We start from the raw sequence: 21,188 nt of genomic DNA, 5'->3' as shown, positions 1-21,188 counted from the left end.
ATTGACATTATGTGTACTGCTGCGATTTTCCATTAACGTTGTACTTATGTAAGAATTTTAAACATTTATAGAAGCTAAAGCCTTGCACTAAAGTACATAGTTTTAACTAGCGAACCTGAAAAATAAATACAAGATGCATATATTATTGTACCATGCATTTCGTTGAATTTACACATCTGGTACGACACCTGTGCATATGTCTTTCCGGAGTAGTAAGTAGTAAGTAGTAAGTAGTAAGTTCTGAGCACTCGCTACTCGCTACTTACTACTGATATTTAGCCTTATACGCCATAGCATAAAATCGTATCTCCTTTATCATTGATACTAATCCATTAGAACGGGTTGGAGACAAATGATCCCGCAAACCTATACGTTCAATAAAATAAAGGTCTGTATTTATTATTTCATCGGGAGTTCTGTTTGATAATACCTTAATAAGCAAAGCTATTATTCCTTTCACAATAACAGCATCACTTTCCGCTTTAAAAATAATTTTCCCGTCCACATAATCGGCTTGCAGCCATACACGGCTTTGACAACCCTCTATAAGATTGCTTTCCACTTTATGTTTCTCGTCAAGTTTTTCGAGTGAATTTCCCAGCTCGATCAGTAAACTGTATCGATCCATCCAGTCATCGAACATCGAAAACTCTTCTATTATTTCGTCCTGCACTTCGTTAATTGTAGCCATTCTTATTTTTCCTTATATAGAACTTCCAGTATTGTTTGACCAACAGCTTTCAATGTTTCTTTACTGATACTACTCATATCATCTTTCTGGGTATGCCAGTACGAACCAAAATTATGTTCTGTATCGGCATCAAAATGGATAATATCGATACTTGGGATCTTTCTCAACTGATTTACATAAGTGTGGTCATCAGTTACCCCGCCTCCGTCTCTTCCTACAAAGTAATTACTATAATTCAGACGACTAGCCGTACTCCAAACCTTTTCTACAACATCATTCGCAAATTGTTTAGACGTATACTCTTTTGCAAAAACAGCGTCAGGTGCGCCCACCATGTCTAATAAAATACCATACTTAGCTTTGTAATTAGGCACATGCGGATTCTTTGCCCAATACTGAGTCCCTAAGCACCACCAATCACCAGCAGGTTCTGATCTATCAAAAGCAGGAGGCCCGTAGTCTTCGGCATCGAAAAAGATAATATCCACCCCTATATTGGGCGATTGAGTTTGCAACACTCGCGCCACTTCAAGTAAAACGCCGACACCACTAGCTCCGTCATTAGCTCCGAGCAAAGGTTTATGATGATTAGCCGGGTCCTGGTCTTGATCTGAATATGGACGGGTATCCCAATGTGCGAACAGCAGTACTCGAGTCTTCTTATCTGTCCCATAAGAACCGATGATATTGCGGGCATTAAGCTTTATTCCATTATATGTAGTTACAGTCATTTTTTGCTCTTGAACTTCCGCACCAAAACGCTTCAACGAAGAGGTTAAATAATCTCCACACGCCACATGTTCCGGTGTATTCGGCACACGCGGACCAAACGAAACCTGCTTATCTACATAGGCATATGCACTATCCGGGTTGAAATCAGGCGATACTTTTTGATACGATTCCACAGATGCTGTTTTCTGAGGTGTTTTACCACAAGAAAAAGCGAATAAGGGAAGTATTATACCGGCAGTAATTACATTTTTTAATGTCATCTTATTTATAAATTTTGATACTGGATACAAATATAAAAATTAGTTAGAAGTTCCTGTTTCTCTGTTACATTTTTTAGTAACTTATATCTGTCTGTTTTATATTATGGCTTCAACTGTATCCGGAACATATGCTGACCGGATTCTCCATTCTTGAGGATACAAGTTGTTAGCTCTGTTACCGATATTTTTCACAAAGCCCAATGGTATATTCTGATAAGTAAGTAATATATATCCTTTGGGTTGATCGGTGAAAACTAAAGCCTCTTTACGAAGATATGATATTGTCGTTTTCCAATCTAAATCAAATGTAACAAAAGCATCTTTATTAAGAAAGTTACTCAAAGCCAGCGATTGGTCGGGGACAAAATCCTTCCCCTTAAATTCGCCTAAACAAATACCTTCCGACACAAGATTCAGTTCTGACCTTATAATTTGTAATTGGCTATAAAGACAGGACGGGAAAGCAAACCATTTATCATTCCGAGGATAAAAGGTAAATCGGTCAGAATTTAATATCAGATTTTTATACGCTGTCTCCAGACTTATTTTACTTCTATTATCCTTCTCTTTTATTTTACTCACACTATTTTCCTCATCTCCTTTTTTCCTTAGCACTGCACAAAAAAATCCTTCTCCATTTGTCTTGTGTGGAAAAAACCTATACGCAGTAACATCTTCCACAAATGAAGGACTTATACCCCACCCCTCTGATACATCTACCGATAAGATATCGGCATTCAATTCATCGCGTATCCATCGAACATTCAGTTCGTTTTCTTCGAGATTATAAGTGCATGTGCTGTATATCAACACTCCGTCACTTTTCAGAGCCGCCCATATATCAGCCAATATTCGCTGCTGGCGCTCTTTGCACAACTTCACATTCTCTAAAGACCATTCAGCGACAGCTCCTTCATCTTTCCGAAACATGCCTTCGCCCGAACACGGTGCATCCACAAGCACAATATCAAAAAATCCTTTTAATTTGCCAATCCGGGACGGATCATTATTCGTGACTACCGTATTAGGATTACCCCACTTGGTGATATTTTCAGATAGAATATTTGCACGCGAACGTATCACTTCATTAGATACCAATAAACTATGCTCATCTAAAAAATCAGCTATTAATGTCGACTTTCCTCCGGGAGCAGCGCAAAGGTCTAACACACTCATCGACGGAGAAGCGTATTGTTTCAAAACCTGTGCTATAAACATGGAGGAAGCTTCCTGCACATAATAACTTCCGGCGTGAAATAAAGGGTCGAATGTAAATTGAGGTCTTTTATCTAAATAAAATCCACTATCACACCAAGGAACCTGAGTTAATGATTTACCGGACGTAATTTTAGATTTATTTATACGTATACTTGTGGGCGATTCGCCATCCAAAGCCTCAACAAAGCTAGTCCACTGTTCGCCCAGCAGAGGCTTAGTATATGTGACAAAATCGACAGGAAGATTCATTTATATCGTTTTAGGAACGCAAAGTTAATCAAATCATCATTATTTTTCATAATTTTGGGCAGTAATGAACAACAAGCTTATGATAAAGAAAACAATAGCGCAAGAAAAGAATATTCTTATCGTGCTGTTTATTTATGCTTTCCTGCTTATATTCTTTTGCTCCAAGATGTCTCCTCTGTATCCGATAAACGAGTGGTCGGATATAAATCTTTATTTCAACATCGGGAAGATGATAAATGCAGGAAAAGTACCTTACACAGAAGCATTCGATCATAAAGGCCCTCTTATTTTCTTTATTTACGCCGTCGGAGCTTTTATATCAGATTCATCATTCTTTGGAATGTATCTTATAGAGTCTGTCAGCTGGACTATTATGATTCTCTTTGGATATTTCACTGCAAGATTATATATAGACAAAATATACGCATTCATTGTGGCACTGATCTTTCCGGTGTTGATGCTGTCCCACACATCACAAGGTGGCTCGGCAGAAGAATTTATCGCTATTGCACAGGTAGTCAGCCTTTATTTCTTTATCAGATACTTCAAAGACGACACTTCGGTTCACAAGCCAAAGCATATGCTGATACACGGACTGATGAGCGCCATAGCATTGCTTATAAAAATAAATTTAGTTATTTTCTGGTTTTTTCCCCTATTAGCTGTTTTTGTCAGTCTGGCATTAAAGAAAGAATACAGGAATTTAGTTCAAAATGTTATCGCATACATTGCCGGTGTCTTAATCATTACACTTCCAATTTGTATCTATTTTATGGCAAACGGCGCCCTATCCGAAGCCTGGAATATATATATCGTATTGAATAAAAATTATGCTGTGATAGGAAGCCTCGGCCAAACGATGGAAAACATTGCTGTCCGCTTCTACATGTGGATTCGCTTCGAGACTTTCGAATTCTTAATTATACTTGTGGGAGCCATCTATTTTCCCATCCGGTACATTGGGAATAAATGGGGACGTACAGGGCTGATTCTGTCTTTCTTTATTTTATTTGCAGCGATATTCAGTTCACCCAAATATGTCTATTACTATTCCATTCCATATTACGTTTATGCCTTACCGGGCTGTATTGCCTTATGCCGTTTCATCAGAATCCCCGCTACCAAGACAGCTTACGCTATATTATTTATACTAATATTGGCTTTAGGAGTAAAACAACGGGACTTCTTCGGAATGCAAATAAGCGAACTTATAAGGTCGGAAAAGCCAACAGGGGTCGCTTTTCAATTCGGAGAAATAGTAAAAAAAGAGCAAGCCCCCACACTGTTAAACCTCGGATTAGACGAGGGAAACGCTGTTTTCACCGTTGCAAACATAACGCCTGCAGTCAGATACTTTGTATCGCCCAATTTGCCATACGACTCATATCGTCAAATGAGAGACGAACAGACCAAGTATATAGAGAACAGAGAAGTACAATTCGTTATTCTGGCCGAAGGAGCAATGAATTACAGCTATTTTCACAAGCTGCCGGCTCTGAACGAAAATTATGCAATCGTCGATTCATATCCGGCAAACGACCATCAGGTTTATTATTTATACAAAAGAAAAGATTAGAATATGCAACCATTACTATACCTCATACCTGTCACTCTGGGCGAAACCAGTATCGAAAGTGTTCTTCCGCCGCATAACAAAGAGATTATCCTGGAGATAAAATATTTTATTGTAGAAAATATCCGTTCCGCACGCCGTTTCCTGAAAAAAGTAGACAGTTCCATAAATATCGATGATCTTACATTTTACGAACTAAACAAACACACCAAACCCGAACAAATAGAAAGTTATCTAAATCCTATCACTAACGGGTTTCATATAGGTATTATTTCAGAAGCAGGTTGCCCTGCTGTTGCCGATCCCGGAAGTGATGTTGTTGCTATTGCTCAACGTAAAAACTATAAAATAGTCCCGCTCGTTGGCCCCTCATCTATTTTGTTATCATTGATGGCTTCGGGATTCAACGGGCAAAGTTTTGCTTTCCAAGGCTATTTACCGGTAGATGGTTCCGAAAGAATAAAAAAAATCAAACAGATGGAACATTATATACATCACGAACATCAGACACAGATATTTATAGAGACTCCCTATCGCAATCTGAAACTCGCAGAAGACATATTAAAACACTGTGCCCCGGCTACTAAGCTCTGTATCGCGATGAATATAACCTGTGAAGATGAGTATATAAAAACCTTACCGGTAAAGCAATGGCAAAAACAATTGCCCAACATGGATAAACAACTATGTATATTCCTCTTATATAAGTAAATATTATATAATTTCAGATAAACATTTTAGTAACGAGATGTGTTTAATCTAAATACGAACTACTTAAAACAAAACAAACAAAACGGGAAAATTTGAAATTAAAAAAAGAAAGAACAACGAATTTCAATTCGATCTTAAAGCAAGTAACGGACAGGTAATCCTTACTAGTGAAGGCTACACAACAAAAGAAAACTGCAAAAACGGAATTGAATCCGTTAGGAAAAACAGCCAGATAGACGCTCGCTACGAAAAATTGGAGGCTAAGAATGGTAAACCATACTTTAACCTGAAAGCATCGAACGGGCAAGTAATCGGAACTAGCGAGATGTATGAAAGCGTAGCTGCCAGAGACAACGGTATTGCTTCTGTAAAAAAGAATGCTCCTGACGCAGAGGTAGTGGATCTGACCGTTTAAATAAAAACAGAAAATAAGCGAAGGGCGGAGAATTATCTTCGCCTTTCTGTTTTCCCAAAGTTAAAGCACATTCTCACAGAAAAATAGCAGCACACCGACAGATTCTGTAAAAACAACGTATCTTTGCCAAAATAAATAAATATTTATGCCAAAAATAACTGTTATAACACCGACTTACAATTCCGAAAACACATTAGACGGAACAATAGGGGCGCTGCTCAGGCAGACTTTTTCAGATTTTGAATACATAATCATTGATGGAGTTTCGAAGGACAAAACAATAGAAAAAATAGAAAGCTATATCCCTGCTTTTGAAGCAAAAGGTGTTACGGTCAGAATTGTCAGTGAACCCGACAAAGGTGTATACGATGCCATGAACAAAGGTATATCTTACGCCCGGGGAGAATTGATCGGAATCACTAATTCTGATGACTGGTACGAAGACAATGCCTTAGAAGCAGTATGGACTAAGTATACAGATGGTAAAACAGACAAGACGAACTCGATGATATACGGTATTGAGCGTGTATGGAAGGACGGCAAAATATTTAATGTACAACGCCGGGGAGCTTCTTTCATCTCTGAAAGCGTATTGCCCCACTCCACTTTTTTTGTAGCAAAGCAAGTGTACGAGAAACATGGAGCTTTCGATCTTTCAGTGAAAATATTGGCAGATTACGATTTTATTTGCCGGTGTGTAAGCAAGGGTGTGAAACTTGAAGAAGTAGATGTGGTCATTTCTAACTTCCGTTTAGGAGGTATATCGTCTTCCTACTTCGATTTTTATGAAGACTATTACAAGATACAGCATAAATACGGTTTCATTTCCGACAAGAAATACAGGGAATATAAATACCTTCTGAAACTAAAAAAACTGATAAACAAAGTAAAAAGAAGATGGTGATCTTTTATTCCAATGACAAGAATCATTTCAATTGTTGATCCATCCATGCCAGCCTGTCTCTTAGCCAGTTTTTCAAATAATTCACTTCACCGTTATAGCTACCGGTGACAACAGGATTTGGCCAAACCTGTACATTTAAAATAGGCCAACGTACAAAATTCCGCCTTTGCGACATAATCATCTTTTCAGACAGAATGTCTATAAATGAATTTAAATCGCTAAGGTTTCCTTGACGAAGTTTTATCCACCTGTCTTTCACCATTTTATCAAACTCAGGGTATTTAAAGAATTGTTGATACCAGACGGCTTTCCGCGCAAGCCACCCTGCCGTTTTTTCACCGTCATCGTAATCCGCATTACCGAAAGCAATATCATAATCCCATACGGGACCAAAATATATTTTGGCATCACCTCTGTTTTTGTAAACGAATGTACTCAGACGTAAGTTTCCATCTACATTTTTCGACAACTCGTTCAATAAATAGTAATCTATAAAAGATGTAAGATCTAAATATTTTGGCAATTCGGTCACAGGATTAACTCCGTCCTTGGCATATAAAACATCCTCTACTTTTTGCACACATGCTGATATATACTCTTTCTGATTTGCAGGAATATTCTCCGGAGTGTTTATACAGAATATCATTTTGGCTTCGGTTGTTTCGAACCATTCAGGTTCACCTTTTCTCTCATCGACTTCCAACAAGTACCCTCCGCTTATATCGACATCTGCTGTTCCTAATTCAGGAATATTCACTCTGTCCTCACCTATTCTTATATGCTCGCCAAGCAGGTAATTCCCAATAGAGTCTCCGTTCAGAACAACATCTACATACTTCATACGAGGAGTATAGGCAAATCCCATACGGCGACTCACCTCGAAAGACAGCTCGTTGCGCATCAACGTCTTATCCGAATAATTAGCTAATAGTACCCAATGCTTATTCTTAGGCATATCCAATATCGTTGTCGATTTATCCAGTTTGAGACGATAAGGCTTCTTTGCCATTCCCCAAGTACTGTTACCTCGACCTTTCATTTCTGTTTTTGCCGCATCCAGCAACTTTTTAATAACGATTCCTTTCTCATTTCGCTGTTCGATCGTAATAGTTGCATTTACATAATAGTCTTTAGAATTGATGGGGTTCCCCCCTTCGGTATTAATAGTTACTAAAGGATAGAAATTCCCTTCGGTAGGAACAAGCGCTGCATCTCTTTTAATATTTATTATATCGGATTTGGTCGACGTCTTTATCGTCAACGATGTAAGAAGTTCAACTTCTTTTACATTCTCTGCAACTTCTATGGTAATCTTGGCATCCCCAGTTCCTGTCAAAGGATTTATCTTAATTTCCGAATCCACCTCTTTAGGAATAATTGTCCACCGGCTATTGGTTTTAATATCGAAAGTCTGAATCCCTCCCTCTGCTGTAAAATGTAATTGTGATACGGAAATATCAAGTGTTTCCTCTTTTTCTTTTTTATTATCATCGTCATCTTTGGAGCAACCGATAAAAGAAAATAAGGAGAAAATCAGAATAAAAAATAAAATATGTTTCTTCATTGCATCTTGATTTAGCATTATCGGTTCAAAGAAAATAAAAAGAATTCAAAGGAATCAATTATTAGGAATGTTTTTTATACAATTATTCCAGATAATAAAAAAATGAAATATACAGGATAGACATAGCTGCAATAGTTGCTTATATGGATAAATTTCACTATATTTGCTAGGTTTTATTACACAAAAATGCTAGGGGATATTTTCCTCATTAATAACGAAATACAAATATGACAGAAAAACAAAAAATGGCGAGTGAATCTTATTCCGCCCAAAATATCCAAGTACTTGAGGGATTGGAAGCCGTAAGGAAAAGACCGGCAATGTACATTGGAGACATAGGCGAAAAAGGTTTACATCATTTGGTATATGAAGTTGTAGATAACTCGATAGATGAAGCTTTAGCCGGCTACTGTAATGACATAAAAGTAACTATAAACGAAGATAATTCCATAATTGTCCAGGATAACGGGCGCGGTATCCCTGTAGACATAATGGAAAAAGAGAAAAAATCGGCCCTTGAAGTTGTTCTTACGATACTACACGCCGGGGGAAAATTTGATAAAGGTACATATAAGGTATCTGGAGGTTTACATGGAGTAGGTGTATCATGCGTGAATGCACTATCGATCCATTTGAAAGCCGAAGTACACAAGCAAGGATCTGTTTATGCTCAGGAATATTCTTGCGGGAAACCGTTAACCGGCGTCGAAAAAATAGGGGAAACGGGCGATACAGGAACTATTATCACATTCAAACCGGATGATTCAATATTTATTGTTACGGAGTATAAATATGATACACTGGCATCACGTCTGCGCGAGCTGGCGTTCCTGAATGCAGGAGTACGCCTTTCTCTTACGGACAAACGCCACCAAAAAGAAGATGGAACTTACAAATCAGATACATTCTTTTCAGAAAAAGGACTTGAAGAGTTTGTCCGTTATATAGATGCATCTAAAGAAGCTCTAATAGAAGATGTCATACACATTATTACCGAAAAGCAAGGGGTACCTGTAGAAGTTGCGATGACCTACAATACTTCTTACAACGAAAATGTTTATTCATACGTAAATAATATTCATACAATAGAAGGTGGTACTCACCTTACCGGTTTTCGGCGCGGTCTATCTCGCACATTGAAAAAATATGCGGAAGACACAAAAATGTTGGAAAAAGTAAAAGTAGAGATCAGCGGAGACGACTTCCGTGAAGGGCTTACTGCTGTTGTATCAATTAAGGTGGCAGAACCTCAGTTTGAAGGCCAGACAAAAACCAAGCTTGGAAACAATGAAGTGATGGGTTCTGTCGACCAAGCCGTAGGCGAAGCTTTGGGTTATTATCTGGAGGAACACCCTAAAGAAGCCAGAATAATCGTAGAAAAAGTTATCCTTGCCGCAACAGCACGTGCAGCAGCGCGTAAAGCCCGCGAAATGGTACAACGTAAATCACCTCTTACGGGTGGTGGCCTCCCCGGCAAATTGGCAGACTGTTCGAGTAAAGACGCTCAGATATGTGAGATATTCCTTGTCGAAGGAGACTCGGCGGGTGGTACAGCCAAACAAGGACGTGACCGCGGATTTCAGGCAATTCTTCCATTAAGAGGTAAAATTCTGAATGTGGAAAAAGCGATGCCTCATAAAGTTTTAGAAAGCGATGAAATAAAGAATATATATACGGCACTTGGTGTAACCATAGGAACGGATGAAGACTCTAAAGAGCTGAATCTGGCAAAACTCCGTTACCAGAAAGTAGTCATTATGACCGATGCCGACGTGGACGGTAGCCATATCGCCACATTGATACTCACATTCTTCTTCCGCCATATGAAGGCTTTATTGGAAAAAGGATACGTATACATCGCTACCCCTCCCCTCTACTTATGCCGCAAGGGTAAAGCAGAAGAGTATTGTTGGGATGACAGGCAACGTCGCACATTTATAGAAAAATATGCTGATGGAGACGAGAATGCAATTCATACACAACGCTATAAAGGTCTTGGAGAAATGAATGCTACTCAATTGTGGGACACAACAATGAACCCGGAACACCGCACATTGCGTCAGGTAACAATAGAAAATGCAGCTGAAGCAGATCACATTTTCTCGATGCTAATGGGTGAAGATGTTGCCCCTCGCCGCGAATTCATCGAAGAAAACGCTACTTATGCAAAAATTGACGCATAAAGGCTTACAATATTAAAAGTAAAAGAGGAAGTTGTATAATCAAAACAATTTCCTCTTTTTATTTCAACAAATCTTATTTAGGGATAAGCTGGCAGATTAAGATCATACCAACTTTTTAATCAAAGCTTCCTTCTCACCGTAGATAGAATCTATCACAGGAATCTCTATCATCGTATGCCCCAAGCCTTTGCTTCAATGTAGCGCGTGCAGACGCAACAAGTACCTGAGCGGTATAAGTCACCCCCCGGGGAGTCATAAACTCCATCATAGAACGAACGATAGAATCGGTTCCCGGATCCCATCCGGCAGAAATAATAGCAACTGTATTATTAGCCTTCGCCACTACATCCATTAGTTTATAGCACATTCTTTTAAGAAGTTATACAACCATTCCATAGCCGTAAAATCTTCTTTCATTATATCGGCAAAACCGGTGGAAAATAATTCGTCGCCTACCGGCCTTGTTTTACTTACCCAAACACCTTTGCGATGTATCCATTGCTGAAAATAGTCAGGTAATTCATTCGGTATGGGACGTTTATATTCTTCCCCATTAACAATATAACCTCTGTTTAAAACGGTCTCTTGTGTAACTCTTTGAAATTCTTCGGCATCGAATGCTATTTCGTCCCTATAGGTATCCATCACCTTCTTTTTAGGTTGAAAAAGCCCCAATCCTAGCGTATACTCTTCTCCATTTATCTCCAAAAAGTATCCGGGGTAATCTTTCCATACTTCATTCGTCACCGGGATCTGAAAAGCCAACCACATGAAATTTTTATATGGATCTTTATTCTTCGAAAAACGGATGTCACGGTAAATTCTGGACAAACAGCGATGAGGGCGCAACTCAAAAGCCGGATCTATATTATACATAACAGGTGATAGTGTAGTAACCAGGGCTTTCAATGGTTCTAATAACTCCTTCTCATATATATGTTTATGCGCATCGAACCATTCTTTATAGTTATTTTCTTTCAGATCATTAAAAAACCGGAATGTATCCGGCGTAAAACCTTTAAACAAACTGTCTTTTTTAGCCATTGGTTCTCAATTTTATCCATTTTTGAGTATTTGTAGCTCTACAAAGATGGCAAAAAAATTTTTTTAAACCTTTCCCTTTTAGTACTTTTACGCATATAAAATCAAAATAGAACGACAATGCGACATAAAATAGCGCCATCATTACTATCTGCCGATTTCTTAAATCTTAAGAGAGATATAGAGATGGTAAATAATAGCGAAGCCGACTGGTTTCATTGCGATGTTATGGACGGAAGTTTCGTCCCCAATATATCTTTTGGATTTCCGATAATAAAACAGATAAGCAAAATGGCTAAAAAGCCACTGGATGTACATCTGATGATTGTCAATCCGGATAAATACATCTCTCAGGTTAAAGATGCAGGTGCATATATGATGAATGTCCATTATGAGGCCTGCGTACACTTACACCGCACCGTCGCCGCAATACACGACGCAGGCATGAAAGCAGGGGTAACACTTAATCCGCACACTCCGGTATCGTTGTTGGAAGATATCCTGCAAGATGTGGATATGGTACTGCTGATGTCCGTCAACCCGGGATTTGGAGGGCAAAAATTTATTGAGCATTCCCTTACTAAAGTTTCAAAGCTGAAAGAAATGATATTAAAACGCAACCTGAACACGCTTATAGAAGTAGATGGGGGCGTTAATCTTGAAACAGGAAAACAATTGATCGATGCCGGAGCAGATGTCCTGGTAGCAGGCAATGCCGTGTTTGCAGACCCTAATCCGGCAGAAATGATACATAAACTGAAAAGTATCGTGTAAACGGAACTATATGGAATGAAAAATCCGTTATCCAAAGTACCATTTTTATTCCTGCTTATTCCACTTATAGCTGGAATTTTATTGCAATATTTCTTTAAATTACAATATTTAAGCATAGCTCTCCTACTGACAGGGACAATAGCTATGCTTATTTCATATCTGATACCTAAAGACAAACAGTTCAACTGGCGTTGGCTTTTCGGCGCAGGGGTTATCCTCTGCATATCGGGAATAAGTATGGCAACGACATTTATTAAACAAGGTAAATCTGAATATACATTTACAGAAGACACAAAAATATATCTTGGAGTAGTTTCCGATACTCCGCAAGAAAAGCCGCGAAGCATTGCTTACCGTGTTTACCTTCCACAAGAGGAGAAACAAATAGTGTGCTATTTTCAGCGGGATACTTTATACAAAGACAAATTACAGCCGGGTGAGGAATTTATATTTCAAGCCAAAATACAACCATTCCGGAATATGGGAAATCCCGATGATTTCGATTATGTCCGTTACATGTATAATCAAGGATTTTCGGGTTCTGCCTATGTAACTTCCGGTTCGTGGAAAGCAACAGGCAATACTTCTTCCTCACTTAAGTACAAAGCCCTACGGTGCCGGCAACACATTATGAATTTTTACAAATCATTGGGATTCAACGAAACTGAATATACAATACTCTCAGCGCTTACTTTAGGTTATCAGGACGAACTGACTGATGAACTGAAACAGGGATTCAGAACTACCGGAACAGTGCATGTGCTTTCCGTCAGTGGATTACACGTGGGAATTATCTACTTGATGATAAGCTTTTTGCTTGGCTTCATTCGCAAAAGCTCCAGGTATTACCGGCTAAAGCCTGTCATAATTCTTATACTACTTTGGTCTTATGCCTTCATAACAGGCTTGCCTCCATCGGTACTAAGAGCCAGTGGTATGCTCACAGTCTTTTGTATGGCGGAAATATGCGGGAAAAGGAGCTATTCCATGCATGCCTTATTTATAGCTGCATTCTTTATGTTGCTGATAAGCCCGTTTTCCTTGTTTGATATCGGATTTCAACTGAGTTTTATTTCTGTTCTGGCAATACTTTATCTACATCCAAAAACACTCCCATTATTAAAAACAGAAAACAAGTATATAAAATATATTTGGCAGATGTTTACTTTATCCCTTGTGGCACAATTAGCGACATTTCCCATCTGCCTGTATTATTTCGGCACGTTCCCTACTTATTTTTTCATTACTAATCTCCTTATTGTCCCGTTAGTTACATTTATAACCTATTCCGTTGGAGGCGTCATTTTAGCCAAAATACTAAGTATGATTATACCCGGTTGGAGCGACTATCTCTTCTATCTGCCGGTCAAGGCTTTGCAAATACTGGTCCATACGATGACTTCTATTATCCGTTTTTTCGAGAATCTGCCCTTTGCCTTGATAGAAAATGTAAAAATATCTCTTTCCGATCTGACCTTAATATTCACAATTATTGTTAGTATTCTGATTTTTATGATTTATAAAAAAACAAAGGCGTTACCAATTTCATTAATTTTTATACTGTTACTATTCGTATCTCATATTTACATGAATCTGAACGAGAAACCAGATGACCTGATTGTATATAATCGGAGACAAACCTCTGAAGTAAAATATTACAAAGAAATTGTTAAATCCGAAGATATTGATAAATATAAAGCGATTACCTTCAATGATAAAAAAATACTTATTCTATCCGCCAACCTATGGTATAATAAAGATTCAGATATAAAACTAAATATAAGTCATCTGATCCTGACAAAGGATAATAGCTTATCTTTGTATAACTTAAATCAACATTTGACTATTAAAAACGTTATTATAGACGGATCTTTATCAGCTAATACAAGAAAAAGAATATCTAAAGAATGTCAAAAATTAGATATTCCTTGTCATGATGTAGTTGAAAATGGTGCATATAGTTTGAAATTTTAGTATTTTTGTCGCTGCATACGTCAGCATTAAAAACAGGGTAAGTAAAATAAATGATATCTAAAATAATAGCAAGCCAAAAAATAACGGAAGTAGAAGAACTACTCGACAAGTATGATAAAATTGTAATTATAACTCATGTTTCCCCTGATGGAGATGCCATAGGTTCGTCCTTAGGCTTATATCATTACTTAATGGGATTAGGCAATGATGTAAATATAATCGTACCCAATTCGTTCCCTGATTTTCTGAAATGGATACCGGGTTCTAAAAACATCCTGAATTATGAAAGACATCCCGAATTTGCTCAAAAACTAATTGATGAGGCTGAGTTAATATTTTGTCTTGACTTCAATATTCCGAAGCGGGCTTTACACTTAGGAACACTGGTTGAAACCGCCAAAGGGAAAAAGATATTGGTAGATCATCATCCGGACCCATCCGATTTTTGCGATGTAACAATTTCTCATCCTGAAATCTCATCGACAAGTGAATTAATTTTCCGTCTGATATGCCGTATGGGTGATTTCGAAATAATGAGTTACGAAACTGCCACTGCACTGTATACAGGTATGATGACCGACACCGGCGGATTTACTTATAATTCGAACAACATCGAAATATATTATATCATAGGAGAACTGCTTAAAAAGGGAATAAACAAAGATCAGATATATTCGAATGTATACCACAACTATACAGAAGACCGATACCGGATGTTGGGATATACATTGTCTGAAAAGATGAAGATATATCACGAATACAATGCAGCGCTGGTCTGGCTCACTAATGAGGAACAAAGTAAATATAATGTAAAAAAGGGTGACACCGAGGGCTTTGCAAACCTCCCGTTGAATATAAAGGGAATTATTTTTGCTGTTTTTATTCGAGAGGACAATGATTTTATAAAAATTTCGTTTCGTTCACAAGGGAGTTTCCCCAGTAATAAATTCGCATCACAATGCTATAATGGCGGAGGGCATTTAAATGCAGCCGGTGGTGAATTTTACGGTACAATGGAAGAAGCTATAGCCATATTTGAAAAAGGCTTGGCGATGCCTGAATTTTCAGAATTACTAAAGAAGAATAACAAAATACTAAACAATTAAGAATAATGAGAAAAATTATAGGCGTTATATCTGCCTTTATGGGTTTAGCTATCATATTCGCTGCTTGCAGTAAAGATTCGTATGCTGACAAGTTAGAAAAAGAAGAAAATGCAATTAAGCAATACATTAAAGAACAAGGCTTTAATATAATTGACGAATATCCTGCCAGCCGCGTTTTTGGCGATAAACAATATTTTAAAGATCCTAGTACCGGGATATATATCCATGTTATAGACTCAGGAAACACAGACAAGATAAAAAAGGGAGATATGGTGTATATGCGATATTATGATACACGTTTTTTGATGTCAGCACCGGATTCTGTATACTCTAACGACAAACCAAATTATGATGAATTTGCAGCTATGAATTTCACATATGGAAATTCAGGATCATATATTTCGGCAGATTATAGTAGTCTTGGAAGCTACTACATGTATATGTTTCTGTCTCCCGGTTGCGCGCGTCCTCTCGATTTTAATCTTGGAGATAAAGCGGAAGTCAGCTTGCTAATCCCATTTGCAAATGGCTCATACTATCAACAATACAGCAACTATGAGCCAATATTTTACGGACGTCTGAAATATGCAAAATAAACTAAAAATACAAATAAATGGCCTTAATTAAATCAATATCAGGTATTAGAGGGACTATTGGAGGGAAGATTGGAGAAGGGTTAAACCCCTTGGATACAGTAAAATTTGTATCGGCCTATGCAACCTTTATCAGAGAAACAGTAAAAAACGGATCAAACGCTATTGTAGTAGGACGTGATGCGCGTATTTCCGGTAAAATGATGGAACAAGTAGTCATTGGCACCCTTATGGGAATGGGGTTTGATGTGGTCAATATTGGCTTGGCGACCACTCCTACTACCGAATTAGCCGTTACTATGGAACAAGCTTGTGGAGGCATCATACTTACAGCAAGCCACAACCCAAAACAGTGGAATGCCTTGAAGCTACTCAACGAGAATGGAGAGTTTCTGAATGCAAAAGAAGGAGAGATTGTATTGCAGATAGCAGAGTCCGAGAAATTCAACTTTGCACATGTAGATCATATAGGAAAAGTTTCTGAAAAAGATTATACAGATGCTCATATACAAGCTGTTCTTGATCTCTCTCTGGTAGATGTAGATGCCATAAAAGCCGCCGATTTTGAAGTATCTATCGATTGTGTAAACTCTGTGGGAGGAATTGTTATACCTAAGTTATTGAAAGCTTTGGGTGTAAACAAAATCAATGAACTTTATTGCACTCCTAACGGAGAATTTCCTCACAATCCGGAACCACTTCCCGAACATTTGCTAGATATCTCTACAATGATGAAAACCACGACAGCTAATGTCGGTTTTGTAGTAGACCCGGATGTCGACCGTTTGGCTATCATCTGTGAAAACGGAGAAATGTTCGGAGAAGAATATACTCTTGTAGCTGTTGCCGACTATATACTGAAACATACCCCGGGCAATACGGTTTCTAACTTGAGTTCGAGTCGCGCCTTACGCGATATAACCCGCAAATACGGATGCGAATATTATGCATCGGCTGTCGGAGAGGTTAATGTGACAACAAAGATGAAAGCCGTAGGCGCTGTTATAGGCGGAGAAGGTAACGGGGGCATCATCTATCCGGCCAGCCATTATGGCCGCGATGCTTTGGTCGGTATTGCCTTATTCCTTTCCCATTTAGCTTTTGAAAGAAAAAAGGTAAGTGAGATACGGGCTTCATATCCTCAGTATTTTATTGCTAAGCAAAAAGTAGAATTAACACCTAACATAGATGTTGATGCTATTCTTAGCGCCGTAAAGGAAAAATATAGTCAATACGATATAACTGATATAGATGGTGTAAAAATAGATTTCCCCGACAAATGGGTACACCTTCGTAAATCGAATACAGAACCTATCATCCGTGTTTATTCGGAGGCTCATACAATGAAAGAAGCCGAAGATATAGGTGGTGAAGTAATGACCGTTATAAAACAATTGGCCAAATAAAACAGATAGAGCAGTTCCTAATGAACTGCTTTATTTATTTCTATGGGTATAACCCAATAACCAATTTAAATTAATTCAGACAGAACCCATTCAATTTGTTTGGAAGAGCATTCTCCACATAATAAGAACGGGCAAATTGCTTTAAATAATCAATTGTTCTTTTAGAAGGTACGACAACCTTCTCCTCTTGACACTTCTTCTGTGTAAAGTCTTTTTTCATAGGCGATTCCCTTTATAATTAGTTCTATATAAGAAACGCCGGAACGAAAGCCTTATTGTTTACCTGTTAAGTTTTAACATTCAACTCATACGATCTTTGTAATCTTCGTAGCTGAATTCTTTATAAACCTCCAGCTGGTTATATTTATTCCATAGAGCGATAGCAGGATGCGATATACCGTTAAACATAGTAGTCTTTACAATAGTATAATGTATCATGTCTTCGAATATAATTTTATCTCCTATTGATAAAGGTTTATCGAAAGACCATTCACCGATAAAATCGCCACTCAAACAGCTGCTTCCTCCCATCCGGTAGGTAGGTAAGCCTTCTACCGGATCAAAATAAGCTCCCCGTATACGGGGTTTATATGGCATTTCCAAACAATCGGGCATATGGCAAGCAAAAGAGACATCCAGTATTGCTGTTTTTATTCCACGATTTTCGACAATATCAACCACAGAAGAGACCAACACGCCGGTATCCCAGGCAAATGCGCTTCCCGGCTCCATTATTATCTCCAGATTAGGGTACTTGGCCTTAAAGTTTTGTAATAAACCGACCAGGTGCTCTATATCATAATCGCTACGAGTCATCAAATGCCCTCCCCCCATATTAAACCACTTTACTTGGGGCAAAAGATGACCAAACTTTTGCTCTATCACTTCCAGTGTTTTTTCCAGATCGTATGAAGAAGATTCACAAAGTGTATGGAAATGCAATCCTTCAACTCCATCAGGCAGCTTCTCTCCCAATTGATCTGCCGAAATACCCAAACGTGAACCGGGAGTAGCAGGGTTATACAAATCCGTCTCTACGACCGAATATTCCGGATTGATCCGCAGTCCGCAAGATACTTTTTTTCTATATTTCAACGTTTCCGGATAAAATCGCTCATATTGAGACAAGGAGTTAAATGTGATATGACTGCTATATCGCATGAAAAGGGGAAAGTTCTGAAATGTATAAGCGGGTGAGAAAGTGTGTGCCAGACTTCCCATTTCTTCGTATGCCAATTGCGCCTCATATACAGAACTGGCTGTAGAATAAGGTACATATTCCCGAATAATAGGGAAAGATTTCCACATGGCAAACGCTTTGAAAGCTAGTATAATATTTACACCGGCTCTCGCTTTTACCGATTTTATAAGGGAAAGATTCCTCCTAAGTAGTTCTTCTTCCATCACAAAACACGGTGACGGTACTTTATCTATTTCTATCATTTTTTTTCTTTTTATACTGCAAAAACAGAATGAATCGGCAGACTGCAAAGGTCTGCTAATTTTTAATTAACTCCAATATTCTGCTAAAAATAATTGAGGCAAACGTATCAAAATCGTATCTCCTTTATCAGTAAACAGTCAGCAGTAAACAGTTAACAGTTAACAGTAAGCAAGGCCTTTTCGTCATTGCGAACGGAGTGAAGCAATCCAGAGTATTGATTATTAATGGATTGCTTCGGGCGAACCCTCGCAATGACGTGCGACAGTCAACAGTCAACAACTCGTACCTCGTATCTCGTCTACTCGTAACTTTTTAACTAAAATGTAACAAACTTCTACAGTTATTTTTTAGCCCTTAGCCCCTTGCTCGTGCGGCTACCCTCTTTGTCATCCTGACCGCAGGGAAGGATCCCGATCCCCGAGAGACAGGAGATGCTTCCTGTCGTCAGCATGACAAACCAGAAAAAACATATGCGACAATACATAATAATCTGTACTTATTTTACCCTGCTGGCGCGGACTTCTAGTCCGTGTCTTGCTCGATAGAGCAAAAGGTTTGCTTCACAACACACAGACGGGACGTCTGCGCGAGCGGGCGACAATACATAATAATCTGTACTTATTTTAACTAAAAAGTAACAAACTCTACAGTAGTCAGTAGTCAGTAGTCAGCGCTCAGAACTTAAAACTCATAACTCATAACTTTTTAACTCCTGCTTTTTTTACTAAAAAGTAACAAACCTCTACAGTCATCAGCCAACAGTCATCAGCCAACAGTCAACAACTTGTACCTCGTATCTCGTCTACTCGTAACTTTTTAACTAAAATGTAACATCTTCCACACTCATTTCGTTTTTTACTTTCTGGATTGCTTCGGGCGAACCCTCGCAATGACGTGCGACAGTCAACAGTCAACAACTCGTACCTCGTATCTCGTCTACTCATAACTTTTTAACTAAAAAGTAACAAACCTCTACAGTAAATTAGCTGTTAGCTGTTAGCCATTAGCCCCTTGCTCGCGCGGCTACCCTCTTTGTCATCCTGACCGCAGGGAAGGATCCCGATCCCCGAGAAACAAAAGATGCTTCCTGTCGTCAGCATGACAAACCAGAATTTAACTAAAATGTAACAAACCTCTACAACTATTTTTTAGCTGTTAGCCGATAGCTTATAGCCTTTGCCGCTTTGCGCCATTGTTGACTGTTGACTGTTGACTGATAACTGTTGACTGTTATTGTCGCTTCGCGCCATTTGCTAATCTGCTAATTTTCAAATTCGCTAATTTTCAAATTATCTATTATAGATAAAACTAACATACACAATCAATAAAAGTAAAACGACTCTATATTTTTAAGAAAACAACTATATTTATGTTTAAATAATTGCAATTATATAAAAAATAGAAATATCTATTTGATTTTCAATATATTGTCGATATAATTTCAGAACGTATTCAGCATAAAATGGATTCTTCCTCAAGAAAGAACAGTCTATTGTATTTTATTATTATAACCATAAAAATCTTACTGCTTCATGAAAAGATCTTCTCTAATATTGTTCTTGCTTATTATCTCCATCTATTCTATCAGCCAGGCACAAGATAATAATACACCTCCCCTATCTTTAGTCTGGGAGATGGGAGCGAATGAAATAGAACCCGGTTGCTTCGAGAATACTTTTAAAATTGTAAATCATAGCAATGGAACTATCGACATAAAAGGAGAAACGCCCCACTCCGTTTTTAACGGTATACAGACACTGCTTGCCATTACTGGAATAAATGATCCTTTCCCGAAACTGTACGGAATTTTGAGATGATCGAATACTACCTTTTCCCAAAAATGTTCGGGCTAATCGAACGCGCATGGAATACCCAACCCAAGTGGGGAGAAACATATGATGAAACTTTATATAAAGAGGCCATAGCATTATACAATGCTAAAATTACGCAACATGAAATGCCTCGTCTATCAGCTTTGGACGTCAATTACCGGATACCACAGCCCGGGATCAAAATTGTGGAAAGAAAGCTTTATATTAATTCATCGGTTAAGGGCGCTGAAATAAGATATACGACAGATGGCAGTGAACCGACAAAGGCTTCAATTAAATGGGAAAAACCTATCGAATTTAAAACTAAATCAGTTAAAGCAAAAACCTTCTTTTTGAATAGGGAAAGTGTGACTTCCAGAATAGAAAATATACCGTAATCCGGTCCGTAACATTAATAACCTGAGTTCCGTTTAAGAAAATCAATAAGAAAGTTGGTAAGTAAGAAATAATTTTGTATCTTTATAGTTGATAATCAATAAATTAAACAAATATATGAGCTTACTTACCAACGATAAAAT

Annotated in this window: 18 protein-coding genes and 2 pseudogenes; 13 read left to right on the top strand and 7 right to left on the bottom strand. The window is 38.2% G+C overall.

Translation table 11 applies throughout. The annotated features are described in order from the left end of the window. Positions 1–265 precede the first annotated feature (265 nt). The 3 genes from ACYPZI_RS13635 to ACYPZI_RS13625 all read right to left on the bottom strand — a co-directional run bounded on the left by ACYPZI_RS13635 (position 266) and on the right by ACYPZI_RS13625 (position 3,150). Complete coding sequence (locus tag ACYPZI_RS13635; RefSeq protein ID WP_459602519.1) at positions 266–691, bottom strand: SufE family protein; 426 nt, start codon at positions 689–691, stop codon at positions 266–268. A 2-nt stretch (positions 692–693) separates the two neighbouring features. Beyond that, entirely contained in the window at positions 694–1,683 is a 990-nt protein-coding gene (locus tag ACYPZI_RS13630; protein WP_459602517.1) for a M28 family peptidase, read from the bottom strand. Positions 1,684–1,779: 96 nt separating this feature from the next. Continuing rightward, positions 1,780–3,150, bottom strand: coding sequence for a methyltransferase RsmF C-terminal domain-like protein (locus ACYPZI_RS13625; RefSeq protein ID WP_459602515.1), 1,371 nt, complete (start codon positions 3,148–3,150; stop codon positions 1,780–1,782). 79 nt (positions 3,151–3,229) lie between these two features. Here ACYPZI_RS13625 and ACYPZI_RS13620 point away from each other — a divergent pair, with 79 nt between their 5' ends. The 5 genes and pseudogenes from ACYPZI_RS13620 (at position 3,230) to ACYPZI_RS13600 (ending at position 6,753) form a co-directional block, all read left to right on the top strand. Further along, positions 3,230–4,726 carry a glycosyltransferase family 39 protein gene (locus tag ACYPZI_RS13620; RefSeq protein ID WP_459602513.1) on the top strand — a complete coding sequence of 499 codons (1,497 nt, stop codon included), beginning with the start codon at positions 3,230–3,232 and terminating at the stop codon, positions 4,724–4,726. A gap of 3 nt (positions 4,727–4,729) precedes the next feature. Further along, positions 4,730–5,434, top strand: a complete 705-nt coding sequence (locus ACYPZI_RS13615; RefSeq protein WP_459602511.1) for an SAM-dependent methyltransferase — start codon at positions 4,730–4,732, stop codon at positions 5,432–5,434. A gap of 97 nt (positions 5,435–5,531) precedes the next feature. Then, positions 5,532–5,672: pseudogene (locus tag ACYPZI_RS13610) on the top strand (YegP family protein); the annotation flags it as partial. Between the two features lie 15 nt (positions 5,673–5,687). Beyond that, positions 5,688–5,849 (top strand): YegP family protein, encoded by a 162-nt coding sequence (locus ACYPZI_RS13605; RefSeq protein ID WP_459602509.1) that lies wholly within the window; start codon positions 5,688–5,690, stop codon positions 5,847–5,849. 145 nt (positions 5,850–5,994) lie between these two features. Next, on the top strand, positions 5,995–6,753 hold the full coding sequence (locus ACYPZI_RS13600) for a glycosyltransferase family 2 protein (RefSeq protein WP_459602507.1): 759 nt from the start codon (positions 5,995–5,997) through the stop codon (positions 6,751–6,753). Positions 6,754–6,775: 22 nt separating this feature from the next. Here ACYPZI_RS13600 and ACYPZI_RS13595 read toward each other — a convergent pair whose 3' ends face one another. Next, entirely contained in the window at positions 6,776–8,317 is a 1,542-nt protein-coding gene (locus ACYPZI_RS13595) for a CotH kinase family protein (protein ID WP_459602505.1), read from the bottom strand. Between the two features lie 227 nt (positions 8,318–8,544). On the opposite strand from ACYPZI_RS13595, the gene gyrB reads away from it, so the two are divergent. Beyond that, entirely contained in the window at positions 8,545–10,500 is a 1,956-nt protein-coding gene (gene gyrB, locus ACYPZI_RS13590; protein WP_459602503.1) for a DNA topoisomerase (ATP-hydrolyzing) subunit B, read from the top strand. 102 nt (positions 10,501–10,602) lie between these two features. Here the strand turns inward: gyrB and ACYPZI_RS13585 are convergent. Then, a pseudogene (locus ACYPZI_RS13585) lies at positions 10,603–10,852 on the bottom strand (hypothetical protein); the annotation flags it as partial. Further along, on the bottom strand, positions 10,852–11,544 hold the full coding sequence (locus ACYPZI_RS13580; protein ID WP_459602501.1) for a DUF2461 domain-containing protein: 693 nt from the start codon (positions 11,542–11,544) through the stop codon (positions 10,852–10,854). The pseudogene ACYPZI_RS13585 and the gene ACYPZI_RS13580, both read right to left, overlap by 1 nt. Before the next feature lie 117 nt (positions 11,545–11,661). Between ACYPZI_RS13580 and rpe the strand changes: the two genes are divergently transcribed. From rpe to glmM, 5 genes are read left to right on the top strand one after another with little or no spacing between them, the layout of a single operon-like run. Beyond that, positions 11,662–12,315 (top strand): ribulose-phosphate 3-epimerase, encoded by a 654-nt coding sequence (gene rpe / locus ACYPZI_RS13575; protein WP_459602499.1) that lies wholly within the window; start codon positions 11,662–11,664, stop codon positions 12,313–12,315. A 15-nt stretch (positions 12,316–12,330) separates the two neighbouring features. Continuing rightward, positions 12,331–14,289: a ComEC/Rec2 family competence protein gene (locus ACYPZI_RS13570; RefSeq protein ID WP_459602497.1), complete on the top strand. Its 1,959-nt coding sequence runs from the start codon at positions 12,331–12,333 to the stop codon at positions 14,287–14,289. A gap of 50 nt (positions 14,290–14,339) precedes the next feature. Continuing rightward, the gene (locus ACYPZI_RS13565) at positions 14,340–15,395 is read left to right on the top strand and encodes a DHH family phosphoesterase (RefSeq protein WP_459602495.1); all 1,056 of its coding nucleotides are present in this window, start codon (positions 14,340–14,342) and stop codon (positions 15,393–15,395) included. Positions 15,396–15,400: 5 nt separating this feature from the next. Further along, a complete protein-coding gene (locus tag ACYPZI_RS13560; RefSeq protein ID WP_459602493.1) occupies positions 15,401–15,991 on the top strand; it encodes a DUF4827 family protein in 591 nt (196 codons plus the stop codon). Positions 15,992–16,008: 17 nt separating this feature from the next. After that, positions 16,009–17,394, top strand: coding sequence for a phosphoglucosamine mutase (glmM, locus tag ACYPZI_RS13555; protein WP_459602491.1), 1,386 nt, complete (start codon positions 16,009–16,011; stop codon positions 17,392–17,394). A gap of 300 nt (positions 17,395–17,694) precedes the next feature. Here the strand turns inward: glmM and nspC are convergent, their stop codons facing one another. Further along, complete coding sequence (gene nspC / locus ACYPZI_RS13550; RefSeq protein WP_459602489.1) at positions 17,695–18,837, bottom strand: carboxynorspermidine decarboxylase; 1,143 nt, start codon at positions 18,835–18,837, stop codon at positions 17,695–17,697. Positions 18,838–20,370: 1,533 nt separating this feature from the next. On the opposite strand from nspC, the gene ACYPZI_RS13545 reads away from it, so the two are divergent. Together ACYPZI_RS13545 and ACYPZI_RS13540 are read left to right on the top strand one after the other, a co-directional pair. Further along, positions 20,371–20,655: a hypothetical protein gene (locus ACYPZI_RS13545; RefSeq protein WP_459602487.1), complete on the top strand. Its 285-nt coding sequence runs from the start codon at positions 20,371–20,373 to the stop codon at positions 20,653–20,655. Positions 20,656–20,678: 23 nt separating this feature from the next. Next, positions 20,679–21,047, top strand: a complete 369-nt coding sequence (locus ACYPZI_RS13540) for a chitobiase/beta-hexosaminidase C-terminal domain-containing protein (protein WP_459602485.1) — start codon at positions 20,679–20,681, stop codon at positions 21,045–21,047. The last annotated feature ends 141 nt before the right edge of the window (positions 21,048–21,188 follow it).

Source organism: Dysgonomonas reticulitermitis (assembly GCF_054601275.1).
The sequence above is the reverse complement of the archived record's forward strand: the minus strand, read 5'-3'. Positions and strand labels throughout refer to the sequence as shown.